24 protein-coding genes and 5 tRNA genes are annotated in these 21987 nt (G+C 70.9%); 10 read left to right on the top strand and 19 right to left on the bottom strand.

Annotation, left to right across the window (positions count from 1 at the left end; genetic code table 11):
* On the bottom strand, positions 1–696 hold a 696-nt coding region (locus SGA01_RS38985), incomplete at its 3' end, for a DAK2 domain-containing protein (protein WP_255325371.1).
* 236 nt (positions 697–932) lie between these two features.
* Here SGA01_RS38985 and rpmB point away from each other — a divergent pair.
* On the top strand, positions 933–1118 hold the full coding sequence (rpmB, locus tag SGA01_RS38990; protein ID WP_003957616.1) for a 50S ribosomal protein L28: 186 nt from the start codon (positions 933–935) through the stop codon (positions 1116–1118).
* A gap of 112 nt (positions 1119–1230) precedes the next feature.
* Here the strand turns inward: rpmB and thiD are convergent, their stop codons facing one another.
* Together thiD and SGA01_RS39000 are read right to left on the bottom strand one after the other, a co-directional pair.
* Positions 1231–2031 (bottom strand): bifunctional hydroxymethylpyrimidine kinase/phosphomethylpyrimidine kinase, encoded by an 801-nt coding sequence (gene thiD, locus SGA01_RS38995; RefSeq protein ID WP_141303003.1) that lies wholly within the window; start codon positions 2029–2031, stop codon positions 1231–1233.
* The gene (locus tag SGA01_RS39000; RefSeq protein WP_141303005.1) at positions 2028–2990 is read right to left on the bottom strand and encodes a thiamine-phosphate kinase; all 963 of its coding nucleotides are present in this window, start codon (positions 2988–2990) and stop codon (positions 2028–2030) included. Before SGA01_RS39000 ends, thiD begins: the two co-directional genes overlap by 4 nt.
* A gap of 233 nt (positions 2991–3223) precedes the next feature.
* Here SGA01_RS39000 and SGA01_RS39005 point away from each other — a divergent pair, with 233 nt between their 5' ends.
* Positions 3224–3457, top strand: coding sequence for an Lrp/AsnC family transcriptional regulator (locus SGA01_RS39005; protein ID WP_015036438.1), 234 nt, complete (start codon positions 3224–3226; stop codon positions 3455–3457).
* A 23-nt stretch (positions 3458–3480) separates the two neighbouring features.
* The gene (locus SGA01_RS39010; protein ID WP_141303021.1) at positions 3481–3975 is read left to right on the top strand and encodes a DUF3515 domain-containing protein; all 495 of its coding nucleotides are present in this window, start codon (positions 3481–3483) and stop codon (positions 3973–3975) included.
* Positions 3976–4012: 37 nt separating this feature from the next.
* Here the strand turns inward: SGA01_RS39010 and SGA01_RS39015 are convergent, their stop codons facing one another.
* The 3 genes from SGA01_RS39015 to SGA01_RS39025 all read right to left on the bottom strand — a co-directional run bounded on the left by SGA01_RS39015 (position 4013) and on the right by SGA01_RS39025 (position 7004).
* The gene (locus SGA01_RS39015) at positions 4013–5152 is read right to left on the bottom strand and encodes a D-alanine--D-alanine ligase family protein (RefSeq protein ID WP_141303007.1); all 1140 of its coding nucleotides are present in this window, start codon (positions 5150–5152) and stop codon (positions 4013–4015) included.
* A gap of 101 nt (positions 5153–5253) precedes the next feature.
* Entirely contained in the window at positions 5254–6255 is a 1002-nt protein-coding gene (locus SGA01_RS39020) for an NAD(P)H-dependent glycerol-3-phosphate dehydrogenase (RefSeq protein ID WP_141303009.1), read from the bottom strand.
* The gene (locus tag SGA01_RS39025) at positions 6252–7004 is read right to left on the bottom strand and encodes a lysophospholipid acyltransferase family protein (RefSeq protein ID WP_141303011.1); all 753 of its coding nucleotides are present in this window, start codon (positions 7002–7004) and stop codon (positions 6252–6254) included. Before SGA01_RS39025 ends, SGA01_RS39020 begins: the two co-directional genes overlap by 4 nt.
* A gap of 126 nt (positions 7005–7130) precedes the next feature.
* On the opposite strand from SGA01_RS39025, the gene cofC reads away from it, so the two are divergent.
* Complete coding sequence (gene cofC / locus SGA01_RS39030) at positions 7131–7778, top strand: 2-phospho-L-lactate guanylyltransferase (RefSeq protein WP_141303013.1); 648 nt, start codon at positions 7131–7133, stop codon at positions 7776–7778.
* Between the two features lie 10 nt (positions 7779–7788).
* A complete protein-coding gene (locus SGA01_RS39035) occupies positions 7789–7998 on the top strand; it encodes a hypothetical protein (RefSeq protein WP_024755919.1) in 210 nt (69 codons plus the stop codon).
* A 93-nt stretch (positions 7999–8091) separates the two neighbouring features.
* On the opposite strand, the gene SGA01_RS39040 is transcribed toward SGA01_RS39035, so the two are convergent.
* The 4 genes from SGA01_RS39040 to leuC all read right to left on the bottom strand — a co-directional run bounded on the left by SGA01_RS39040 (position 8092) and on the right by leuC (position 11293).
* A complete protein-coding gene (locus SGA01_RS39040; RefSeq protein WP_055641149.1) occupies positions 8092–8793 on the bottom strand; it encodes an HU family DNA-binding protein in 702 nt (233 codons plus the stop codon).
* Positions 8794–8936: 143 nt separating this feature from the next.
* The gene (locus tag SGA01_RS39045; RefSeq protein ID WP_030325570.1) at positions 8937–9164 is read right to left on the bottom strand and encodes an SCO5555 family protein; all 228 of its coding nucleotides are present in this window, start codon (positions 9162–9164) and stop codon (positions 8937–8939) included.
* Between the two features lie 104 nt (positions 9165–9268).
* Positions 9269–9862 carry a 3-isopropylmalate dehydratase small subunit gene (gene leuD / locus SGA01_RS39050; protein ID WP_055641150.1) on the bottom strand — a complete coding sequence of 198 codons (594 nt, stop codon included), beginning with the start codon at positions 9860–9862 and terminating at the stop codon, positions 9269–9271.
* A 6-nt stretch (positions 9863–9868) separates the two neighbouring features.
* Positions 9869–11293, bottom strand: coding sequence for a 3-isopropylmalate dehydratase large subunit (leuC, locus tag SGA01_RS39055; protein ID WP_055641151.1), 1425 nt, complete (start codon positions 11291–11293; stop codon positions 9869–9871).
* Between the two features lie 140 nt (positions 11294–11433).
* Here leuC and ndgR point away from each other — a divergent pair, with 140 nt between their 5' ends.
* Positions 11434–12150: an IclR family transcriptional regulator NdgR gene (gene ndgR / locus SGA01_RS39060; RefSeq protein WP_017235973.1), complete on the top strand. Its 717-nt coding sequence runs from the start codon at positions 11434–11436 to the stop codon at positions 12148–12150.
* A gap of 128 nt (positions 12151–12278) precedes the next feature.
* Here ndgR and SGA01_RS39065 read toward each other — a convergent pair.
* The 9 genes from SGA01_RS39065 to SGA01_RS39105 all read right to left on the bottom strand — a co-directional run bounded on the left by SGA01_RS39065 (position 12279) and on the right by SGA01_RS39105 (position 16324).
* A tRNA-Glu gene (locus tag SGA01_RS39065) sits at positions 12279–12351 on the bottom strand.
* Between the two features lie 40 nt (positions 12352–12391).
* A tRNA-Gln gene (locus SGA01_RS39070) sits at positions 12392–12463 on the bottom strand.
* A gap of 14 nt (positions 12464–12477) precedes the next feature.
* A tRNA-Glu gene (locus tag SGA01_RS39075) sits at positions 12478–12550 on the bottom strand.
* An 84-nt stretch (positions 12551–12634) separates the two neighbouring features.
* A tRNA-Glu gene (locus SGA01_RS39080) sits at positions 12635–12707 on the bottom strand.
* 42 nt (positions 12708–12749) lie between these two features.
* Positions 12750–12821 (bottom strand) — tRNA-Gln (locus SGA01_RS39085).
* Positions 12822–12915: 94 nt separating this feature from the next.
* Positions 12916–13638, bottom strand: coding sequence for an HAD family hydrolase (locus SGA01_RS39090; RefSeq protein ID WP_141303015.1), 723 nt, complete (start codon positions 13636–13638; stop codon positions 12916–12918).
* Between the two features lie 120 nt (positions 13639–13758).
* On the bottom strand, positions 13759–15234 hold the full coding sequence (gene gltX, locus SGA01_RS39095) for a glutamate--tRNA ligase (RefSeq protein WP_141303017.1): 1476 nt from the start codon (positions 15232–15234) through the stop codon (positions 13759–13761).
* Positions 15227–16021 carry a fumarylacetoacetate hydrolase family protein gene (locus SGA01_RS39100; RefSeq protein ID WP_055641154.1) on the bottom strand — a complete coding sequence of 265 codons (795 nt, stop codon included), beginning with the start codon at positions 16019–16021 and terminating at the stop codon, positions 15227–15229. The genes gltX and SGA01_RS39100 overlap by 8 nt, the downstream gene beginning before the upstream one ends.
* A 90-nt stretch (positions 16022–16111) precedes the next feature.
* Positions 16112–16324: a hypothetical protein gene (locus SGA01_RS39105; RefSeq protein WP_055646005.1), complete on the bottom strand. Its 213-nt coding sequence runs from the start codon at positions 16322–16324 to the stop codon at positions 16112–16114.
* 572 nt (positions 16325–16896) lie between these two features.
* On the opposite strand from SGA01_RS39105, the gene SGA01_RS39110 reads away from it, so the two are divergent.
* The 4 genes from SGA01_RS39110 to SGA01_RS39125 form a co-directional block, all read left to right on the top strand.
* A complete protein-coding gene (locus SGA01_RS39110) occupies positions 16897–20808 on the top strand; it encodes a sensor histidine kinase (RefSeq protein WP_229918413.1) in 3912 nt (1303 codons plus the stop codon).
* A 9-nt stretch (positions 20809–20817) separates the two neighbouring features.
* Positions 20818–21231, top strand: coding sequence for a roadblock/LC7 domain-containing protein (locus SGA01_RS39115; protein ID WP_015036421.1), 414 nt, complete (start codon positions 20818–20820; stop codon positions 21229–21231).
* Positions 21232–21362: 131 nt separating this feature from the next.
* Complete coding sequence (locus SGA01_RS39120) at positions 21363–21767, top strand: DUF742 domain-containing protein (protein WP_017235980.1); 405 nt, start codon at positions 21363–21365, stop codon at positions 21765–21767.
* Positions 21748–21987: ATP/GTP-binding protein (locus SGA01_RS39125; protein WP_174867690.1), on the top strand; the 240-nt coding region annotated here is incomplete at its 3' end. The genes SGA01_RS39120 and SGA01_RS39125, both read left to right, overlap by 20 nt.

The raw sequence follows: 21987 nt of genomic DNA on the forward strand, positions 1-21987 counted from the left end.
GGGTGCGGCGGGCCGGGCCGGCACGGGCACGCCGTGCGGCGCCGTCCCGGGGCGGTCGGGCGCCTGGCCGGTCACGGTCTCCACGAGCGCTCCGAGGACGGTCACCAGGCCCTGTCCGCCGGCGTCCACGACCCCGGCGCGGGTGAGGACGTCCAGCTGGCCCCGGGTGGTCGCCAGGGCGGTCCTGGCCCCCTCGTAGGCGCTTCCCGCCACCTCCACGAGGCCGCCGCCCCCGGCGCAGGCCCCCGCGGCGGCGGAGGCCACGGTGAGGATCGTGCCCTCGACGGGGTGGGCGACGGCCCGGCGGGCCGCATCGGCGGCCTCCGCGAGGGCGCGGGCGAGGTGATCACCGTCACGTCCCTCGGCGAGGACGGCCGCCATGCCGCGCAGCAGCTGGGCGAGGATCGTGCCGGAGTTGCCGCGGGCGCCGAGCAGGGCCCCGTGCGCCATGGCCCGTACGGTCTCGGCGGCGTCGGGTTCGGCGGCGGCGAAGACGGCTTCTACGGCCTGGTGGGCGGCTTCCGCCGTCAGGTACAGATTGGTGCCGGTGTCCCCGTCCGCGACCGGGTAGACGTTGATCGCGTCGATCTCTTCGCGCTCCCGCCCGAGGGCGTCCAGCGCCCGCGCGGACCAGGTCCGGAGCGCTTCGGCGTCGAGCTCGACGAGCTCCTCGAAAGGCTGAAGGGCTCGCGACAACAGGGGGCCTCCTTCGGCGGTGAGCTCACCGCAGGGTAGACCCGGGGTGTCCTCCTCGTGACCTGGGCCCGGGGCGAGATCCGCGGAGACCATGGTAGTTTCGTTCCACCGAAGCAGGCGTTGTATGCTGCTTCGGTTGCCCGGTTCAAACCGGGCCATCCCCCGGCAAGCCACTTCAGACTCCTGATTCCGGTGCGCCGGATTTCACTGTAATTCTGAAGTCTTTGGAGTGACCCGTGGCTGCCAACTGCGACGTCTGCGGCAAGGGGCCGGGCTTCGGCAACAACATTTCGCACTCGCACCGCCGTACGTCCCGTCGCTGGAACCCGAACATCCAGCGCGTGCGTGCCGTGGTCGGTCGGACGCCGAAGCGGCTCAACGTCTGCACCTCGTGCATCAAGGCCGGCAAGGTCTCGCGCTAATTGCGACGCGAGTTCTGTCGTAGCGCAGCCCCTGCGGTTGCCTTGAAAGGCCGGTTCACCTAGGTGAACCGGCCTTTTGCCATGCCCGGAAACGGCCGGGCCGCCGGGCGCCTCAGGCTCTGAACCGCCAGCCGTGGTCGACCGGGCCGATGCCCGAGCCCAGGGCGAAGCCGGCGGCGATGGCCCCGGTCACGTAATCCTTCGCCTGCCGTACCGCCTCCGGCACCGTCAGGCCCTTGGCGAGCCCCGAGGCCACGGCCGAGGCGAGCGTGCAGCCCGTGCCGTGCGTGTGGCGGTTGTCGTGCCGGGGCGCGCGCAGCCAGTGCTCCTCGGTGCCGTCCGTGAGCAGGTCCACGGCCTCCCGGCCCGTGGGCAGGTGCCCGCCCTTGATCAGGGCCCAGTGCGCCCCGTACGACAGGATCGCCTCGGCGGCGACCCGCATGTCGCTCTCGTACACGACGTGCACGCCTGTGAGCTGCGCCACCTCGTCGAGGTTGGGCGTGGCGACGGTCGCGACCGGCAGCAGCTTCGTCCGGACGGATTCGAGGGCCGAGGCGGCGAGCAGCGAGTCCCCGTGCTTGGAGACGCCGACGGGATCCACGACCACCGGCGCCGGTGTCCCGGCGAGCAGCTCCGCCACCGTCTCGACGAGCCCGGCGGAGGCCAGCATGCCCGTCTTCACGGCCTGGACGCCGATGTCGTCGACGACGGCCCGGTACTGGGCCCGTACGGCCTCCTCGGGCAGCTCCCAGGCGCCCTGGACGCCCCGCGAGTTCTGGGCGGTGACGGCGGTGAGCACGCTCATGCCGTGGACGCCGAGCGCGAGCATCGTCTTCAGGTCGGCCTGGATGCCCGCGCCGCCGCCGGAGTCGGATCCGGCGACGGTGAGCACGAGCGGGGGCCGAGCGGTCACTCCGTCTCCCCGAAGTGGTCCCAGCCGCCCGTGCTGTGCCAGGGGGCGCCGTCCACGGTGACCTGCGGCAGCGCCGAGGGGTGGAGCACCTCGCCGATGACCTTCCAGCGGGCGGGGAGCTTCACGTCCGGCGGGAAGGTGGCCACGATGGCGTGGTCCTCTCCCCCGGTGAGCACCCACTGCATGGGGTCGACGCCGACGGCCTGGCCGATGTCGTTCATCTGGGTGGGGATGTCGATGAGCCCGGAGCGCAGGTCGATGCGGACCTTGCTGGCCTCGGCGATGTGGCCGAGGTCGGCGATGAGGCCGTCGCTGACGTCGCACATGGCGGTGGCGCCGAGTCCCGCGGCGGCGGGGCCCGCGTGGTACGGCGGCTCGGGCCTGCGGTGGGCCTCGACGAAGGCGCGGGGCGAGCGGAAGCCCCGGGAGAGGACGGCGTATCCGGCGGCGGACCAGCCGAGCCAGCCGGTGTACGCGACGACGTCGCCGGGCTGAGCCCCGCCCCGGGTCACCGGGTCGTGGTTGCGCAGGTCGCCGAGGGCGGTGATGGCGATGGTGATGGTGTCGCCCCGGACGACGTCCCCGCCGACGACGGCCGCACCCGCGACCTGACATTCGTCGCGCAGTCCGTCCATGAGTTCGACGGGCCAGGTGGCGGGGAGTTCCGCGGGGACGACGAGGCCGAGGAGGAGCGCGGTGGGGACCGCGCCCATGGCGGCGATGTCCGCGAGGTTCTGCGCTGCGGCCTTGCGGCCGACGTCGTACGCCGTCGACCAGTCGCGGCGGAAGTGACGTCCTTCGAGGAGGATGTCCGTGCTGGCCACCACGCGCCGGTCGGGTGCGGAGACGACCGCGGCGTCGTCGCCGGGCCCGATCCGTACCGCCGGGGTGGAGGTGAGCCGGGACGTGAGCTCTCTGATGAGCCCGAACTCGCCCAGCTCTCCGACTGTGCCCTTCACCGCGTCTCACCTCGTGTCTTCGTGCCGGCCGGCGGGCGGGGGCGCGTCTGGGCGCGCCGCGGGTCGCGGGCCGTCACCGTGCTGGGTACCGTCAAGTAGACCGTCAACTTCTGTCGTGCGTACGCCACAACGCGAGTGCCCCGGGACGCGGGGGTCTCCCCGTGGCCCGCGGCGACGCGGTACCGTGGCGTCCCTTTCTCCCACAAGATCCTCGTGGTCGCCCTGGAGGTTCCGTGGTACAGGCGTACATCCTCATTCAGACCGAGGTGGGCAAGGCGTCGACAGTCGCCGACACCATCTCCAAGATCCCGGGGGTGCTTCAGGCCGAAGACGTGACCGGTCCCTATGACGTGATCGTGCGCGCGCAGGCGGACACCGTGGACGAGCTGGGCCGCATGGTGGTCGCCAAGGTCCAGCAAGTGGACGGCATCACGCGCACCCTCACCTGCCCGGTCGTTCATCTGTAGCCCCCGTCTACGCTTGGCCGGTGATGTCATCCCACCGGCCCTTCGGCCTGCCCGCCGCCGTCACGGCGGCCGTCCTGCTGCTGGCCGCCACCGGTTGCTCCTGGACGGACGCCGGGGCGTCCGTGGTGGTCCCCCGCCCCCCGGCGGCGGAGGCGGCCTTCTGCCAGGCACTGGAGAAGGAGCTGCCCGACACCGTGGCGGGGCTGGAGCGGAGCGATCCGGAGCCGGGCTCCGAGCTGACCGCCGGCTGGGGTGACGGTGCGATCGTACTGCGCTGCGGGGTCCCCCGGCCCGAAAAGATGAGCGATCCGAACTCTCAGGCCATCGAGGCGAACGGCGTGAACTGGATGCTGGAGCGTCCGGAGGACGGCGGGACCCGTTTCACGTCGGTGTACCGGAAGACATACGTCGAGGTGACGATGGACGAGCGGTACCGGCACGACGCCACACCGCTCGCGGACCTGGCCGCTTCCGTGACGAAGACGATCCCCTGCGCGCTGGATCCGGAGTGCGTCTAGGCGCACTCCGGATCGCGCGTTCCCGACCGCTGTCCGGCTAGCGCAGGCCCGTGGAGCGGGTCAGCGCGGCCTGGATCAGCCGGTCGACGAGCTCGGGGTAGCCGACGCCGCTCTCCTGCCACATGCGCGGGTACATGGAGATGGGGGTGAAGCCCGGCATCGTGTTGACCTCGTTGATGACGAAGTCGCCGTCCTCGGTGAGGAAGAAGTCGGCGCGGACCAGACCCTCGCAGGAGATCGCCTCGTAGGCGGCGACGGCCAGGCGCTGGACCTCGGCGGTGGCCTCGTCGCCGATCGGCGCCGGCACGATGCCGGAGGCCGAGTCGATGTACTTGGCCTCGAAGTCGTAGAAGTCGTGGTCGGTGACCGGCGGGATCTCGGCCGGCACGCTGGCGCGCGGGCCGTCCTCGAACTCCAGGACGCCGCACTCGATCTCGCGGCCTCGCAGGAGCGACTCGACGAGGATCTTGGGGTCGTGGCGGCGGGCCTCCTCGATGGCCTCGTCCAGGCCCGCGAGATCGTCGACCTTGGTGATGCCCATGGACGAACCGCCGCGGGCCGGCTTCACGAAGAGCGGCCAGCCGTGCTCGGCGGCGAACTCGACGATCTTCTTGCGGGCGGCGGCCGGGTTCTGCTCCCACTCGCGCGGCCGGATGACCTCGTACGGGCCGACCGGCAGTCCGAAGGAGACGAAGACCCGCTTCATGTACTCCTTGTCCTGGCCGACGGCGGAGGCGAGGACGCCCGCGCCGACGTAGGGGACGCCGGAGAGCTCCAGGAGGCCCTGGAGGGTGCCGTCCTCGCCGTACGGGCCGTGCAGCATCGGGAAGACCACGTCGACCTCGCCGAGGGCGCGCGGGACGGAGCCGGGCTCGCTGAGGACGACCTCTCGGTTGGCGGGGTCGACGGAGAGGACGACACCGCCCTCCTCGGACTCGGCCAGGTCGGCGACGTTCGGCAGGGCGCGGTCGGCGATGGCCATGCGCTCGGGCGCGTCGGCGGTGAGCGCCCAGCGCCCGTCCGTCGTGATGCCGATGGGCAGCACGTCGTACTTGTCCCGGTCGATGGCGCTCAGGACGGCGCCCGCCGTGACGACGGAGATGGCGTGCTCGGAGCTGCGACCGCCGAAGACGACGGCCACGCGCGGCTTGCGGGGGCTCTGGGTGTTCTCGCTCATATCGCGATGAGCGTACCTTGCGGCTCCCGAACTCCTGAGCGCCCCGCTGCCGCCGCGCGCGTACGGCGCAGCGGTGTCGCCGCCGCGCCTTCCCGCGTACGTCAGCGGCGCTCGGACTTCGCGCTGCGGGACATCAGCTCCTTGAGGGCGACGACCGGCGGCTTGCCCTCGTGGACGATCGAGACGACGGTCTCGGTGATCGGCATGTCGACACCGTGGCGGCGTGCCAGATCGAGCACGGACTCGCAGGACTTGACGCCCTCGGCGGTCTGCTTGGTCGCCGCGATGGTCTCCTGGAGGGTCATCCCGCGGCCCAGGTTGGTGCCGAAGGTGTTGTTCCGGGAGAGCGGCGAGGAGCAGGTGGCCACCAGGTCGCCGAGACCGGCGAGGCCGGAGAAGGTGAGCGGGTCGGCGCCCATGGCGAGACCGAGGCGGGTGGTCTCGGCGAGGCCGCGGGTGATGAGCGTGGCCTTCGAGTTGTCGCCGAGTCCCATGCCGTTGGCGATGCCGACGGCGAGCCCGATGACGTTCTTGACCGCGCCGCCGAGCTCGCAGCCGACGACGTCGGTGTGCGTGTACGGGCGGAAGTACGGGGTCATGCAGGCCGTCTGGAACCGCTGCGCGACCGACTCGTCGACACAGGCGACGACGGCGGCGGCGGGCTGGCGGGAGGCGATCTCCAGGGCCAGGTTGGGCCCGGTGAGGACGGCCACGCGCTCGGCGGGCACGTCCGCGACCTCCATGACGACCTCGCTCATCCGCTCGGCCGTGCCGAGTTCGACGCCCTTCATGAGGGAGACGAGGACGGTGTCCGGGGCGAGCAGCGGCTTCCAGGCGGCGAGGTTGCCGCGCAGGGTCTGCGAGGGGACGACGAGGACGGTGAAGTCGGCGTCGTGGGCGGCCTCCGCCGGGTCGGCGGTGGCCGTGATCGACCGCGGGAGCTCGATGCCCGGCAGGTAGTCGGAGTTGACGCGAGTGGCGTTGATCTCCTTCGCGAGCTCCGCGCGGCGGCCCCAGAGGCTCACCTCGCAGCCCGCGTCGGCGAGCACCATGGCGAAGGCGGTGCCCCAGGATCCGTTGCCGAAGACGGCTGCCTTGGTCACTTGGTGCCTCCCTCGGCGGCCTTGCGTCGCTGTTCGAGGCGGGCCTTGCGGTGGTCGTACGGTTCGGCGGGCGCCTTCTCGCCGCGGATCTCCTCAAGGAGGGCGGTGACGGCGGCCATGATGGCCTCGGTGGCCTCGCGGAGCACCTCGGGTGTCGGCTCCAGGCCGTCGAAGCGGGAGAGGTCGACCGGCGGACCGGCCTGGACGGTCAGCGTCTTGCGGGGGAACAGACTGAGCTTCTTCTCCCGGGCGTACGGCGGCATCGCGAGGTTGGCGCCCCACTGGGCCACCGGGATGACCGGGACCTTGGTGAGGAGCGCGACGCGGGCTGCGCCGGTCTTGCCCGCCATGGGCCACATGTCGGGGTCCCTGGTCAGGGTGCCCTCGGGGTAGAAGGCCACGCACTCGCCGCGCTCGATGGCGTCGACGGCGGCACGGAAGGCGTCCAGCGCGTTGGTGGTCTCGCGGTAGACGGGGATCTGTCCGGTGTTGCGCAGCATCATGCCGACGAAGGGGCTCTTGAAGAGGCCCGCCTTGGCGAGAAGGCGCGGGACGCGACCGGTGTTGTACTGGTAGTGCGCGTAGGACAGCGGGTCCAGGTAGGAGTTGTGGTTGACCACGGTGATGAATCCGCCGTCGGCCGGAATGTGCTCCATACCGCGCCAGTCCCGCTTGAACAGAACCACCAGGGGGGGTTTGGCGATGACCGCCGCGAGGCGGTACCAGAAGCCGATTCTGCGGCGGGGCACTCGGACACCTTTCTCCGGGACTGGCTGGCAGGGGGTCAAGTGTCGCCCCATGCTCCTGGTCTGTCGAGGACACGGTACGCCCCGGGGCCTCCGCCGGACCGCGCGGGCGGGACAGAATGGGCCACGATGAACAGTGACGCGAACGACGGCTGGCACCTCGTGTTACCGCTGAAACCCCTTGCCCTGGCGAAGAGCAGACTGGCCGCGGCGACGGGGGCCCTGCTGCGCCCCCGGCTCGCCCTGGCGTTCGCCGAGGACACGGTGGGGGCGGCGCTGAACTGCGCGCGCGTACGGGATGTGGTGGTCGTCACGGACGATCCGACGGCCGGGGCGGCCCTCGCGGCCCTGGGGGCGCGCATCGTGCCGGACCTCCCGGCGGCCGGGCTCAACGCGGCTCTGGAGCACGGGGTCCGCTCGATACGGGAGCGCCGGTCGCACGCGCGCGTGGCAGCGCTCAACGCGGATCTTCCGGCGCTGCGGACCACGGAGCTGGCCCGCGTCCTGGACACCGCCCGGAAATTTCCGAGGGCATTTCTCGCGGATGCCGCCGAAATAGGTACGACATTCCTCTCGGCGGGTCCGGGGATAAAATTGGAACCGGCATTCGGAGGCGCGTCGAGACTGCGCCATTTGTCGTCGGGCGCGGTGGAAATCCGGCTGACCGGGGTGGATTCCGTACGCCGGGACGTGGACACCGGCGAGGACCTGGCGGAGGCCCGGGCACTGGGGCTCGGCCCGCGGACGGCCGCCCGGTGGCTGCCGGCGGCCGGATAGGCTGCGGTCCATGCAGGCGACCGCGTTCACGTACGACTCCGAGACCCGCAGCGGAAGTGTGCTGCTCGACGACGGCACCCCGGTGGACTTCGGGGCGGAGGCCTTCGACGCGGGCGGGCTGCGGCTGCTCCGACCGGGGCAGCGGGTGCGGATCGAGGCGGAGCCGGGGACGTCCGGGGCCGGCCTGCGGATCACGCTGGTGACGCTCCAGACCTTCTGAGCGTCCGGCCTTCCGCGCTTCCCGGGACCGAACGCGCCGCGGGCCGGGCTCTCCTTGGTGGGGAGCCCGGCCCGGCGGGTGGTACCGCTCGTCCTACTTCTTGGCGGCGGCCTTCTTGGCGGTCGTCTTGCGCGCCGTGGTCTTCTTCGCGGGCGCCTTCGTCGCCGTGGCCTTCTTCGCGGCCGGCGCGGTCTTCTTGGCCGTGGCCTTCACGGCCTTCTTCGCCGCGGCCGTGGTGGTCTTCTTCGCGGCGGCGGTCGTGGTCTTCTTCGCCGCCGTCGAGGCCTTCTTCGCCGCGGCGGTCTTCTTCGTCGCGGCGGTGGTGGCCTTCTTGGCCGGGGTCGCCTTCTTCGCGGCGGCCGTCGTGGCCTTCTTCGCCGGGGTCGCCTTCTTCGCGGCGGCCTTCTTGGCGGTGGTGGCCTTCTTGGCCGCGGCCTTCTTCACGGTCGCGGAGGCACCACCGGTGAGGCTGCCCTTGGGGGCCTTCTTGACGGAGACCTCGCCACCCTTGGGGAGCTTCTTCGAGCCGCTGACCAGGTCCTTGAAGCCCTGACCCGCACGGAAGCGCGGCACCGAGGTCTTCTTGACCCGGACGCGCTCGCCCGTCTGCGGGTTGCGGGCGTAGCGGGCCGGACGGTCGACCTTCTCGAACGAGCCGAAGCCCGTGACCGAGACACGGTCGCCCGCGACCACGGCACGCACGATGGCGTCGAGCACGTGGTCGACGGCTTCGGCGGCCTGCTGGCGACCGCCCATCTTGTCGGCAATCGCTTCTACGAGCTGCGCCTTGTTCACGTCTTCCCCTTCGGAGACATTGCCAGAACGAAAGTGTTCAAGCTTTTTCGCACGTTAGGCATGTATATACCGCAAATCAAACACGAAACGGGCTAATCACCCTAGTGCCGCAACGCAAAAGACCCGCTGCGGAGTTCCTGGTGTCAGTCGTCCTCTGGGAATCGGCCCTCGTCGAGGTCCTTCATCAACCGGTCCAGACGCGTTGCCGCGTCCTTGAGATCGTGCTTCGCCGCGGCCGTCACGACCAGCAGCTTCCGGGACAGCGCCATCCTTACGCCCTCCGGGACTTGCAGTGAGCGCACTCTTGTGTGCGCTTCCTTCAATCGGGCGGCGACTGACTCGTAGAGCTCGAGTTGGCTGTCGCGTTCCATGCACCGATTGTGCCATCTAGGGCGAGTTGTCGCCCGACAGGGTCCCAACAAGCGACTGCGCCCCCCACCAGGCGGTGGGGGGCGCAGTCTTGGAAAAGCGCTGCTCAGACCGTAATTGTACGGGGCTTATGGGCCGGTCGCGCCGACTCGTATGCCGCGATGTCGGCTTCGTTCTGAAGGGTGAGGCTGATGTCGTCGAGGCCGTTCAGCAGACGCCAGCGGGCGTTCTCGTCGAGCTCGAAGTCCGCGTCGATCCCGGCGGCCAGGACCTTGCGCTGCTCCAGGTCGACCGTGATCTCGGCGGTCGGGTCGGCCTCGGTCAGCTCCCAGAGGGCGTCCACCGTCTCCTGCGGCAGGACGACGGTGAGCAGGCCGTTCTTCAGCGAGTTGCCGCGGAAGATGTCGGCGAAGCGGGCGGAGATGACCGCCTGGAAGCCGTAGTTCTGGAGCGCCCAGACGGCGTGCTCACGGGAGGAGCCGGTGCCGAAGTCGGGGCCGGCGACCAGGACCGAGGCGCCCTGCCGCTCCGGGCGGTTGAGGACGAACTCGGAGTCCTTGCGCCAGGCCTCGAAGAGGCCGTCCTCGAAGCCGTCGCGGGTGACCTTCTTCAGCCAGTGCGCCGGGATGATCTGGTCGGTGTCGACGTTGCTGCGGCGCAGCGGGACGGCCCGGCCGGTGTGCGTGGTGAAAGCTTCCATGGTTCCTCAGACCCCCGCGGTGGTGGCGACGTCGGACAGATCGGCCGGGGAGGCCAGGTGGCCCAGGACGGCGGTGGCGGCGGCGACCTGGGGGGAGACCAGGTGGGTGCGGCCGCCCTTGCCCTGCCGGCCCTCGAAGTTGCGGTTGGAGGTGGACGCGGAGCGCTCACCGGGAGCCAGTTGGTCGGGGTTCATGCCCAGACACATCGAGCAGCCCGCGTGCCGCCATTCGGCGCCGGCCTCCTTGAAGACCTTGTCCAGGCCCTCCTCGACGGCCTGCAGGGCGACCCGGACGGAGCCGGGGACGACCAGCATGCGGACGCCGTCGGCGACCTGGCGGCCCTGGAGGAGGTCCGCGGCGTTGCGCAGGTCCTCGATACGGCCGTTGGTGCAGGAGCCTACGAAGACGGTGTCGACCTTGATGTCGCGCAGCGGCTGTCCGGCGGTCAACCCCATGTACTCCAGGGCCTTTTCGGCGGCGAGGCGCTCCGAAGCGTCTTCGTACGAAGCCGGGTCGGGGACGTTCGACGAAAGCGGCGCGCCCTGGCCGGGGTTGGTGCCCCAGGTGACGAACGGCGCCAGGGAGGCGGCGTCGATGACGACCTCGGCGTCGAAGACGGCGTCCTCGTCGGACTTCAGCGTCTTCCAGTACGCGACGGCGGCGTCCCAGTCCTCGCCCTCGGGGGCGTGGGCACGACCCTCCAGGTAGGCGAAGGTGGTCTCGTCGGGGGCGATCATGCCCGCGCGGGCGCCGGCCTCGATCGACATGTTGCAGATGGTCATCCGGGCCTCCATCGAGAGCTTCTCGATGGCGGAGCCGCGGTACTCCAGGATGTAGCCCTGGCCGCCGCCGGTGCCGATCTTCGCGATGATCGCGAGGATCAGGTCCTTGGCGGTGACGTCCTCGGGCAGTTCGCCGTCGACCGTGATGGCCATGGTCTTCGGGCGGGCCAGCGGCAGCGTCTGGGTGGCGAGCACGTGCTCGACCTGGCTGGTGCCGATGCCGAACGCCAGCGCGCCGAAGGCGCCGTGCGTGGAGGTGTGCGAGTCGCCGCAGACCACGGTCGTGCCCGGCTGGGTCAGGCCCAGCTGCGGTCCCACGACGTGGACGACGCCCTGCTCGACGTCGCCCAGCGGGTGCAGCCGGACGCCGAACTCGGCGCAGTTCTTCCGCAGGGTCTCCAGCTGGGCGCGGGAGACGGGGTCCGCGATGGGCTTGTCGATGTCGAGGGTCGGGGTGTTGTGGTCCTCGGTGGCGATGGTGAGGTCGAGGCGCCGCACCTGCCGGCCGTTCTGGCGCAGGCCGTCGAAGGCCTGGGGGCTGGTCACCTCGTGCAGCAGGTGCAGATCGATGAAGAGGAGGTCGGGCTCGCCCTCGGCGCGCCGGACGACATGGTCGTCCCAGACCTTCTCCGCGAGTGTCCTACCCATCGCTTTCCCTCCGGCCGACGTCTACGCCGGCACAACTAGAGACCCGTTTCGCGGGCCGTTGTGCGGCCGCATCACCAGAGTGCCAAGGTCCTCGGAAAATTGAACTTGCGTTTCACAGAGTGAGACGCGAATATCGTTGCATGGACAACTCTAGCGGCGTAGGCGTTCTCGACAAGGCAGCCCTTGTCCTGAGCGCCCTGGAGTCCGGTCCGGCCACCCTCGCAGGACTGGTCGCGGCGACGGGACTCGCACGACCCACGGCACACCGACTGGCCGTGGCACTGGAACACCACCGGATGGTGGCGCGTGACATGCAGGGCCGGTTCATCCTCGGACCGCGCCTCTCGGAGCTCGCGGCCGCGGCCGGCGAGGACCGCCTGCTCGCGACCGCCGGCCCCGTGCTGACGCATCTGCGCGACGTCACCGGCGAGAGCGCCCAGCTCTACCGGCGCCAGGGCGACATGCGGATCTGCGTGGCGGCGGCCGAGCGGCTCTCGGGCCTGCGGGACACCGTCCCGGTCGGCTCGACGCTGACCATGAAGGCCGGCTCCTCCGCGCAGATCCTGATGGCCTGGGAGGAGCCCGAGCGGCTGCACCGCGGCCTCCAGGGCGCCCGCTTCACGGCGACGGCCCTGTCGGGCGTACGGCGCCGCGGCTGGGCCCAGTCGATCGGTGAGCGGGAGCCGGGCGTCGCGTCCGTCTCCGCGCCCGTACGCGGCCCCTCGAACCGCGTCGTGGCCGCCGTGTCGGTCTCGGGTCCGATCGAGCGTCTGACGCGCCACCCGGGCCGTATGCACGCCCAGGCGGTCATCGACGCCGCCGCCCGTCTCTCCGAGGCGCTCCGCCGCAACGGCTGATCTCCCCGTCCCTCTGTTCGTCCCCGGCCCACCGCTTCAACGCCGCAGCGGTGGGCCGGAGTTGTGTCCGCGTACGGCGGGGAACAGCGAAGAAGCCCTCCCCCGAAGGGAAGGGCTTCCTCGTTCTGTACCCCCGACCGGATTCGAACCGGCGCTACCGCCTTGAGAGGGCGGCGTGCTAGGCCGCTACACAACGGGGGCCTTGCGGATCAGATCCGCGGTTGCAGATGAGCTCTGCGAGCTGGCCTACCTGGACTCGAACCAAGACTAACGGAACCAGAAACCGTCGTGCTGCCAATTACACCATAGGCCATGGTGGTTGCACCGTACCCCCGACCGGATTCGAACCGGCGCTACCGCCTTGAGAGGGCGGCGTGCTAGGCCGCTACACAACGGGGGCCCTAGCGATCCCACCCGGCATGAGCCGGGTGATGTCACCGCGGACGCACCGGGAGCTACCCAAGTGTTCCGCAGGATGGATCTGTACCCCCGACCGGATTCGAACCGGCGCTACCGCCTTGAGAGGGCGGCGTGCTAGGCCGCTACACAACGGGGGCTTTGTGGATGCCATCCACAGGTTGCAGATAAAGCTCTGCGAGCTGGCCTACCTGGACTCGAACCAAGACTAACGGAACCAGAAACCGTCGTGCTGCCAATTACACCATAGGCCACCGTGGCAACGTCCCCCACCAGGGAGGATCCTGCTCGGCTTGCGCTTTCCGGGTTCTTGCCTTTCGGCTTGTTCCCCTCGGCGCAGAAAGAACATTACCTGAAGGTGGACGGTGCTCCAAAACGGGTATCCCCCCGGAGCAGGGCGGGGAGCTGGCGGAGGTCCGTGATCCGCTGCAGCTCGGGTCGGCCGCCGGTGTCCGCGCGGTCCAGCCAGATGCCCAGGAGCCCCGCCTCGACCGCGCCCCGCGCGTCGGTGTCGGGCTGGTCCCCCACGTACGCGATCTCCTCCGGGGCCAGACCGAGGGCCGTACAGGCGGCGTGGAAGGCCTCGGGGGCCGGTTTGGCCACACCGAGCTCGGCGGCGCACAGGACGGCCTCGAAGCGGTCGCGTACGCCCAGGGCGCGGAGCTTGGGTTCCTGCGCGTGGATGCTGGAGTTCGACAGCACCGCGTGCCGGTACTCGTCCGCGAGCAGGTCGAGGACGGGCAGCGCGTCGGGGAAGAGCTCCCAGGCCGCCTGGTAGTGGACGACGTACCGGTCGAACCAGTCGTCGGCCCCGGCGGCGGTGAGCTCCGGCGCCCCGAGGAAGTCCCGGACGCGGGCCCGCCGCTGGTCCTGGAAGTCGCCGCCCTCGATCTCGAAGCGGCGCCAGTGCAGTTCCGTGAGCTCCGCCCAACGCGCGAGGGCCTGGTCGACGGAGTCGAATCCGTCGAGCAGGCCCTCGGCCGTCAGATGCGCGCTCATGCCGGCGCGGTCGGCTGTCGCGTAGTCGAAGATCGTGTCGTCCACGTCCCACAGGACGGCGCGGATGCTCATGCCACGACCGTACCGCCGCGCCCCCGTCCCGTGCCCGGTGTTTCGTCCGGGCCGGGAACGCCGCGGGGGCGGCGACCGGAGTGTTCCGGTCGCCGCCCCCGGGGGACGCGAGGACGGGGCTCAGCCGGCGAGCTTCGCCAGGGCCGCGTCGATCCGGGCCAGGGACTTCTCCTTGCCCAGGATCTCCAGGGACTCGAAGAGGGGCAGGCCGACCGTGCGGCCGGTGACGGCGACGCGGACGGGGGCCTGGGCCTTGCCGAGCTTGAGGCCGTGGGCCTCGCCGGCGGTCAGGACCGCGTTCTTGAGGGACTCCGGGTCGCTCCAGTCGGCGTCCACGAGCTTCTCGCGGGCCGTGGTGAGCAGCGCGGCCGGCTCGCCCTTCATCGCCTTGTCCCACGAGGGCTGGTCGAGGACCGGCTCCGGGAGGAAGAGGAAGTCGACGTTGGCCGTGATGTCCGAGAGGACGGTGATGCGCGTCTGGGCGTGCGGCGCGATGGCCTCCCAGGCGGCGCGGTCGAAGTCCTCGGGGGCCCAGTTGGCGTGCGGGGCCTTGAGCCAGGGCTCGCAGGCCTCGGCGAAGGCCTTCACGTCCAGCATGCGGATGTGGTCGCCGTTGATCGACTCGGCCTTCTTGAGGTCGAAGCGCGCCGGGTTGGCGTTCACGTCGGCGATGTCGAACTTCGCGACCATGTCCTCGATCGAGAAGACGTCCTGGTCGGCGGAGAACGACCAGCCGAGGAGCGACAGGTAGTTCAGGAGGCCCTCGGGGAGGAAGCCGCGCTCCCGGTAGAGGTTGAGGGAGGCCTGCGGGTCGCGCTTGGAGAGCTTCTTGTTGCCCTCGCCCATGACGTACGGCAGGTGGCCGAACTGCGGGATCTCCTTGGCGACACCCAGCTCGATCAGCGCCTTGTACAGCGCGATCTGGCGCGGGGTGGAGGAGAGCAGGTCCTCGCCGCGCAGGACGTGGGTGATCTCCATCAGGGCGTCGTCGACCGGGTTCACCAGGGTGTACAGCGGGGCGCCGTTGGCGCGCACGATGCCGTAGTCGGTGACGTTCTCCGGCTGGACGGTGATCTCGCCGCGGACCAGGTCGGTGAAGGTGGTCGCCTCGTCCGGCATCCGGAAGCGGACGATGTGGCTGCGGCCCTCGGCCTCGTACGCCTGCTTCTGCTCGTCGGTGAGGTCGCGGCAGTGGCCGTCGTAGCCGGAGGCGCGGCCCGCGGCACGGGCGGCCTCACGGCGCTCGTCGAGCTCCTCGGCGGTGCAGTAGCAGGGGTACGCGTAGCCGCCGGCGAGCAGCTTGTCGGCGACGTCCTTGTAGATGTCCATCCGCTCCGACTGGCGGTACGGCGCGTGCGGGCCGCCGATCTCGGGGCCCTCGTCCCAGGTGAAGCCGAGCCAGCGCATCGAGTCGAGCAGCTGCTGGTACGACTCCTCCGAGTCGCGCGCAGCGTCGGTGTCCTCGATGCGGAAGACGAACGTGCCCTCGTTGTGCCGGGCGAAGGCCCAGTTGAAGAGAGCGGTGCGGACCAGGCCCACGTGGGGGTTGCCGGTCGGCGAGGGACAGAAACGGACGCGGATGTTCGCGTTAGCCACGCTTGATCACCTTATTGGTGAGAGTGCCGATGCCTTCGATGGTGACGGCGACCTCGTCGCCGACGTTGAGGGGGCCGACCCCGGCGGGGGTGCCGGTGAGGATGACGTCGCCCGGGAGCAGCGTCATGGCCTCGGTGATGTGGACGACCAGGTCCTCGATGGAGCGGATCATGTCGCTCGTCCGACCCAGCTGGCGCTGTTCGCCGTTGACCGTGGCCTGGATGGCCAGGTCGCTCGCGGCAGCGATGCTCATGTCCGTCTCCACCCAGGGCCCCAGGGGGCAGGAGGTGTCGAAGCCCTTGGCGCGGGCCCACTGCTTCTCGCGCTGCTGGGCGTCGCGGGCGGTGACGTCATTGGCGCAGGTGTAGCCGAAGATGACGTCCTTCACGCGCTCGCGGGGCACCTCGCGGCACATCCGGCCGATGACCACGGCCAGCTCGGCCTCGTGGTGCAGCTCGTTGGAGAAGGAGGGGTACTCGATGGCGTCGCCGGAGCCGATCACCGAGGTGGTGGGCTTGAAGAAGGCGACGGGTACGTCGGGGACCTCGTTGCCGAGTTCGGCGGCGTGCTCCGCGTAGTTGCGGCCGATGGCCACGACCTTGTTGGGGAGCACGGGCGGAAGGAGCCGCACCTTGCTGAGCGGGACCTTGGTGCCGCTCAGCTCGAAGTCGGTGTACGGGATGCCCTTGATGATGTCGAGGACGAGGCCGCCGGACTCGACGGTTCCCTCGCCCTCGACGGCGCCGAAGGCCACATTGCCGTCGATGGAGAATCTGGCGATGCGCACGAGTGCTGTCGCCCCTCACTTGCTACTGGCTGGAGTCTGACGCTCCAGGCTAACGCGGCGAGGGGGCGGCCGACCGGCGGTGTCGCGGTGTCAGCGGGAGGCGGACGCGTACGGGGCCGGCTCGAAGGGGGCGGGGGCGGTCATGAGGACGGTGCGGCGCGGGTTGGCCGTCTGCCCGGGGAGTTCGGTGGCGTACTCCGGCAGGGCGCCCCGGCCGAGCTGGGCGGCGTCCTCGAGGTGCGCGAGGGTGGAGCGGCGCGGGTTGGCCGTGGTGAGCAGCGGCGCGGTCTTCGTGGGGTTCATGGCGTTCTTCAGACCCTGTCCCGGGAGGGGCGCCCGTGCGGGCGCGAGCATCGTGTAAAGCGTCAGGCTAAGCATGCGATTCCCTTCGAATGCATGGCTAAGACATCGATCATCGTGTGAGTTTCCTCACCAATCACTTCACATTCCAGGCATTACGGACGGCCATGACCCGTCACGGAAACGGGCATTCCGGCACTGAATGCTCTATTCCGCTCCTGATCATCAGGACTGGGACACACGGGCACGCGCCGCCATTGGACCGGAAAAGTCCGAATCCTCCGTGATCATCTTCTACATGGGGTGACACGCCGAGTACGGGTTGTCATCCCGCTCCGGCTCCGACACTCGGCCCTTGTTGGAGGTCCGGCACTGTGCTGGAATTCCACGCACCGTCGCGGGTTTCAAGCCGGCGCGCAGGGGGCGCAACGCAGCGCCGGTTCCGAGTGGCGGGGAAGGGGGAACTGCGCCGGTCACCGACGACCACAATGGGACGCATCATGCGTCCCATACGACGCCGACACCGTCCTCTCCGTTCACCCGGAAGGACGCCTGGTCCAGAGGTTGCGACGCTAGTGCAGGGACGTTTCAAGAGGGATGGCTCGGGGTCTCCCCAGGCCCGTCAGGGCCGAGCCGAAGCTCCGGCGGAGCAGGAACCGCGTGCCGGGACCGACCGCGGTCCCTCGGCCTCGCACGCCCCCAACCAGGGTCAGGGGCCGTCCGGCGACGGCGGTGACGGCAGGCGCGCGAGCGCCGGGGCCGCACCGGCCGAACCCGCCGCGGCTCCCGACAAGACCAAGCCCGAAATCTCGGTCGGCCCCCGAATAGCCCTGCGCAACTGGCGCATCTCCACGCGTCTGGTCGCCCTGCTGACCCTGCCCGTGGTCGCGGCCACCTCCCTGGGCGGTATCCGCATCAGCGAGTCGCTCCAGGACATCGAGCAGCTCGACCACATGCAGCTGCTGACCAAGCTGACCCGTGAGGCGACCGACCTCGCCCAGGCCCTCCAGGCCGAGCGTGACCTCTCCGCCGGCCCGTTGGCCAACGGCAGGCCCATCAGCGACTACCAGGTCGCGAACCCGCGCAAGAAGACCGACCGCGAGTACAAGGCCTTCCTCGACGCCACCGAGGAGATCCCGAGCACCGAGGACGATGAGGCGCTGCGGAGCATCCGCCAGAACGTCAACCAGATCGCCTCGCAGGTCATCGGCCTCCACACGATCCGCGGCAACGCCTACGAGAAGGGCGTCTCGCACTCGGTGACGGTCGAGGCGTACAGCCGTCTCATCCGTTCGCTGCTCAGCCTGTCCCAGGACATGGCGCAGGCGACCAGCAACCCCGAGATGATCAAGCGGACCCGGGCGCTCGCCGCCTTCTCGTCCGCCAAGGAGTACGCCTCCATCCAGCAGGCGATCATCGCCGGTGCGCTCCCCCCGAACGACCGGACCCCCGGCAAGATCCAGCAGGGCGACCGCCTCTACGGCGAGGCCGCCTTCAACTCCGAGGGCGTCGAGCTCAAGTCCTTCCAGGCGATCTACGAGTCGACCGGCGGTGACGCCGAGGAGCTGACCGCCGTCCTCAACAACGGCGACCCGTCGATCACCGCCGCCGACAAGTACGCCGAGCGCGTGCTGAAGTCGGACGAGGCGATGCCCGGTGGCACCCGGCGCGGTCACCTGAACTTCACCGACGAGTACGGCACCAAGATCACCGCCATGAACCGCACCGAGAGCATCCTGCTCGGCGACATGGAGAGCATGGCCCGTGAGCTGCGGCAGGAAGCCCAGCGCGACGCCATCATCAACGGTGCCCTGATCCTCCTCGTCCTCGGCGTCTCGCTCATCGGCGCCTTCGTCGTGGCCCGGTCCATGATCCGGTCGCTGCGCCGACTCCAGGACACCGCGACGAAGGTCGCCCAGGACCGGCTGCCCGAGCTCGTCAAGCAGCTCTCCGAGTCGGACCCGCAGGACGTCGACACCACCGTCGAGTCCGTCGGTGTGCACTCCCGGGACGAGATCGGCCAGGTGGCCGCGGCCTTCGACGACGTGCACCGCGAGGCCGTCCGTCTCGCCGCCGAGCAGGCCCTCCTGCGAGGCAACGTCAACGCGATGTTCACCAACCTCTCGCGGCGTTCCCAGGGCCTCATCCAGCGTCAGCTCTCGCTCATCTCCGAGCTGGAGTCCCGCGAGGCCGACCCGGACCAGCTGTCCTCGCTGTTCAAGCTGGACCACCTCGCGACCCGTATGCGCCGGAACGGCGAGAACCTCCTCGTCCTCGCCGGTGAGGAGCCAGGCCGTCGCTGGACCCGTCCCGTCCCGCTGGTCGACGTGCTCCGCGCCGCCGCCTCCGAGGTGGAGCAGTACGAGCGCATCGAGCTGGCCGCGGTCCCGGCGACCGAGGTCGCCGGCCGGGTCGTCAACGACCTCGTGCACCTCCTCGCCGAGCTGCTCGAGAACGCCACCTCGTTCTCGTCCCCGCAGACCAAGGTCCGGGTGACCGGTCACGCGCTGCCCGACGGCCGTGTGCTCGTCGAGATCCACGACACCGGCATCGGCCTCTCCCCCGAGGACCTCGCCGCGATCAACGAGCGGCTCGCCTCGCCGCCCACCGTGGACGTCTCGGTCTCCCGCCGCATGGGTCTCTTCGTGGTCGGCCGCCTGTCCCTGCGACACGGCATCCGGATCCAGCTGCGCCCCTCCGACTCGGGCGGCACCACCGCGCTCGTCATGCTTCCGGTCGACGTCGCCCAGGGCGGCAGGAAGCCCATGCCCAAGCCGGGCGGCGCCGGTCAGGGCGCGATGCCCCCGGGTGCCCAGGCTCCCGGCGGACGTCCCGGCGGTCCCGGCGCGGTGGGTGGTCCCGGTGGCGGACGTCCCGGCGCTCCGGGCGGTGCCCCTGCGTCGGCGGCCGGCCGGCTCGGTGCCGCCGCCGGTGCCGGACGCGGCCAGGTCGGTGCGAGCGCTCCGCGCGCCGCGCTGCCCGGTCGTGAGGGCGCCCCGCTCACGGGTGGCCCCCAGCCGTCCCGTACCCAGCAGCCGCAGCATGCGCAGACGGACCAGACCGGTCAGCTGCCGCAGGCCCCCCAGGGTCCGCAGCAGGACCCGCTGCGTCCGGCTCCCGGCGCGGGCGGTCTCATCGGTGGTGCGGCGAGCGCCATCCCGTCCCGCACGGACGTGTGGGGCAACCAGGGCAACCAGGGCAACCAGGGCGGCCGGCAGGCCGGCCCCGGTGCCCAGCAGCAGGCCCCGCAGCAGGGCGAGCAGGCCGGTTACGGCGCCCCGCGCGCCGAGCTGCCGGGCGGCAACCCGCAGCCGCAGCGCCCGCAGGCGGCGAGCTGGGGCAACGACCCGGCGCAGCAGCCGGTCCGGCGCCCGCAGCAGGAGATGACCCCGCTGGACGCCCCGCGCGGTCATGAGGACCCGGAGACCACGGGCCGGTACGCGGCTCCGTCGGCCCCCCAGGGCCCCGGTTCCACGGGCCAGTTCCCGCGTCCCGACTTCGGCGCCCCGCAGCAGGCGCAGGGTCAGCAGCAGCAGGCGCCCCAGACCCCGCAGATCCAGGCGTACCCGGGCGGTGTGCAGGACCCGGCCTCGACGGCGCAGTTCCCGCGCCCCGACTTCGGCGCGCCCCAGGGTCCCGGCTCCACGGGCCAGTTCCCGCGGCCGGACTTCGGCGCCCAGCAGGGTCCCGGCTCGACCGGCCAGTTCCCGCGCCCCGACTTCGGCGCGCCACAGCAGGCGCCCCAGCAGTCCCCGCAGGCACAGCACCAGCAGCAGGGCTACCAGGGCGGCCAGCAGCAGCAGTTCGGCCGGCAGCCCTACGTACCGCAGGCGCAGCAGGCCCAGCAGGCCCAGCAGCAGGCTCCGGCCCCGCGGCAGCGGACCGGCGGCCCGGACCTCGGTGCCCCGCGCCCGGTGAACGAGCAGGCCGAGCAGCCGCGTCAGCCGCAGCTCCAGCAGCCCCGCCGTCCGGAGGCGCTGCCGCCGGCCGGCTCGGGCGACGGTCGTACCCCGCTGTACGACACGCTGGAGACGAACTGGTTCCACCAGGAGCAGGCCCAGCAGCAGGCCGCGCAGCAGGGTCAGGCCCCGGCCGCCCCGCAGGCGCAGGCCCCGGCCGCTCCGGTGGCGCAGCGTCCGGCCGGAGGCCCGGCCGGTGCCGGTGCCGGTGACGGCCGGCAGAACGGCGGAGCCGCCTGGCGGACCTCGCCCAACGACGAGTTGGTGCGTCAGGCCGAGCGGGTGCGCAAGCCCGCGGCCGGCGGCGTCACCACCTCCGGCCTTCCCCGGCGTGTGCCGAAGGCCAACCTCGTACCCGGGACCGCTCAGGAGCAGGCGCACACCGCCGGCCCCCAGGTCTCGCGTGCACCCGACGACGTCCGCGGCAGGCTCACCAATCTGCGCCGCGGCATCCAGCAGGGCCGACAGGCGGGTAACTCGACCACGGGTAACCACCACCTCGGTCCGAACCATCAGCAGGAGCGTTAGTTGAACGCGATGAGCCAGGCGGCGCAGAATCTGAACTGGTTGATCACCAACTTCGTGGACAACACCCCCGGGGTGTCCCACACAGTGGTGGTCTCCGCCGACGGACTCCTGCTGGCCATGTCCGAAGGATTCCCCCGCGACCGTGCCGACCAGCTGGCGGCGGTCGCGTCCGGACTGACCTCGCTGACCGCGGGTGCGTCCCGGATCTTCGAGGGCGGTCCTGTCGCGCAGACCGTGGTGGAGATGGAGCGCGGCTTCCTCTTCCTCATGCAGGTCTCCGACGGATCCTCGCTGGCCGTGCTCGCCCACCCCGAGTGCGACATCGGCCTCGTGGGCTACGAGATGGCGCTGCTGGTCGACCGGGCCGGCAGCGTGCTCACCCCTGATCTCCGCGCGGAGCTCCAGGGCAGTCTGCTCCACTAGCGGAGCGTCATACCGACAGGGCGGTACGCCCCTCCGTACCGCCCTGAACATGTTCATCGTCCGGCCGCCCCACCCGGCCCCCCACCGGCCCCATCCGACGGCGGAAGTTCGCTGTCACGCCCGGAGGATTCATGACCCCGCCCCCCGCCTCTCACGATCCGTACGGCGCCTCAGTCGACGAGTACGGGCATGAGGGCGACCAGCCGCTGGTGCGTCCTTACGCGATGACCGGCGGCCGGACCCGGCCGCGCTACCAGCTCGCCATCGAGGCACTGGTCAGCACCACGGCCGACCCGGCGCACCTCGCCACCCTGCTGCCGGAGCACCAGCGCATCTGCCACCTGTGCCGTGAGGTCAAGTCGGTGGCCGAGGTGTCGGCGCTGCTGTCGATGCCGCTCGGCGTCGCCCGGATCCTCGTCGCCGACCTGGCAGAGGCCGGCATGGTGGCGATCCACCAGCCGGGCAACGGAGAGACCGGCGGCACGCCGGACGTGACACTGCTCGAAAGGGTGCTCAGTGGACTTCGCAAGCTCTAACGGCGGCGCCGGCTCTCCCAGCCGGTCGACCACCAGCGCGAAGATCGTCGTGGCGGGCGGCTTCGGCGTGGGCAAGACCACGTTCGTCGGCGCCGTCTCGGAGATCAACCCGCTGCGTACCGAGGCCGTCATGACCTCCGCCTCGGCGGGGATCGACGACCTGACCCACACCGGGGGCAAGACCACCACGACGGTGGCGATGGACTTCGGCCGCATCACG

This window comes from Streptomyces gardneri, from assembly GCF_006539185.1.
Classification (GTDB): domain Bacteria; phylum Actinomycetota; class Actinomycetes; order Streptomycetales; family Streptomycetaceae; genus Streptomyces; species Streptomyces gardneri.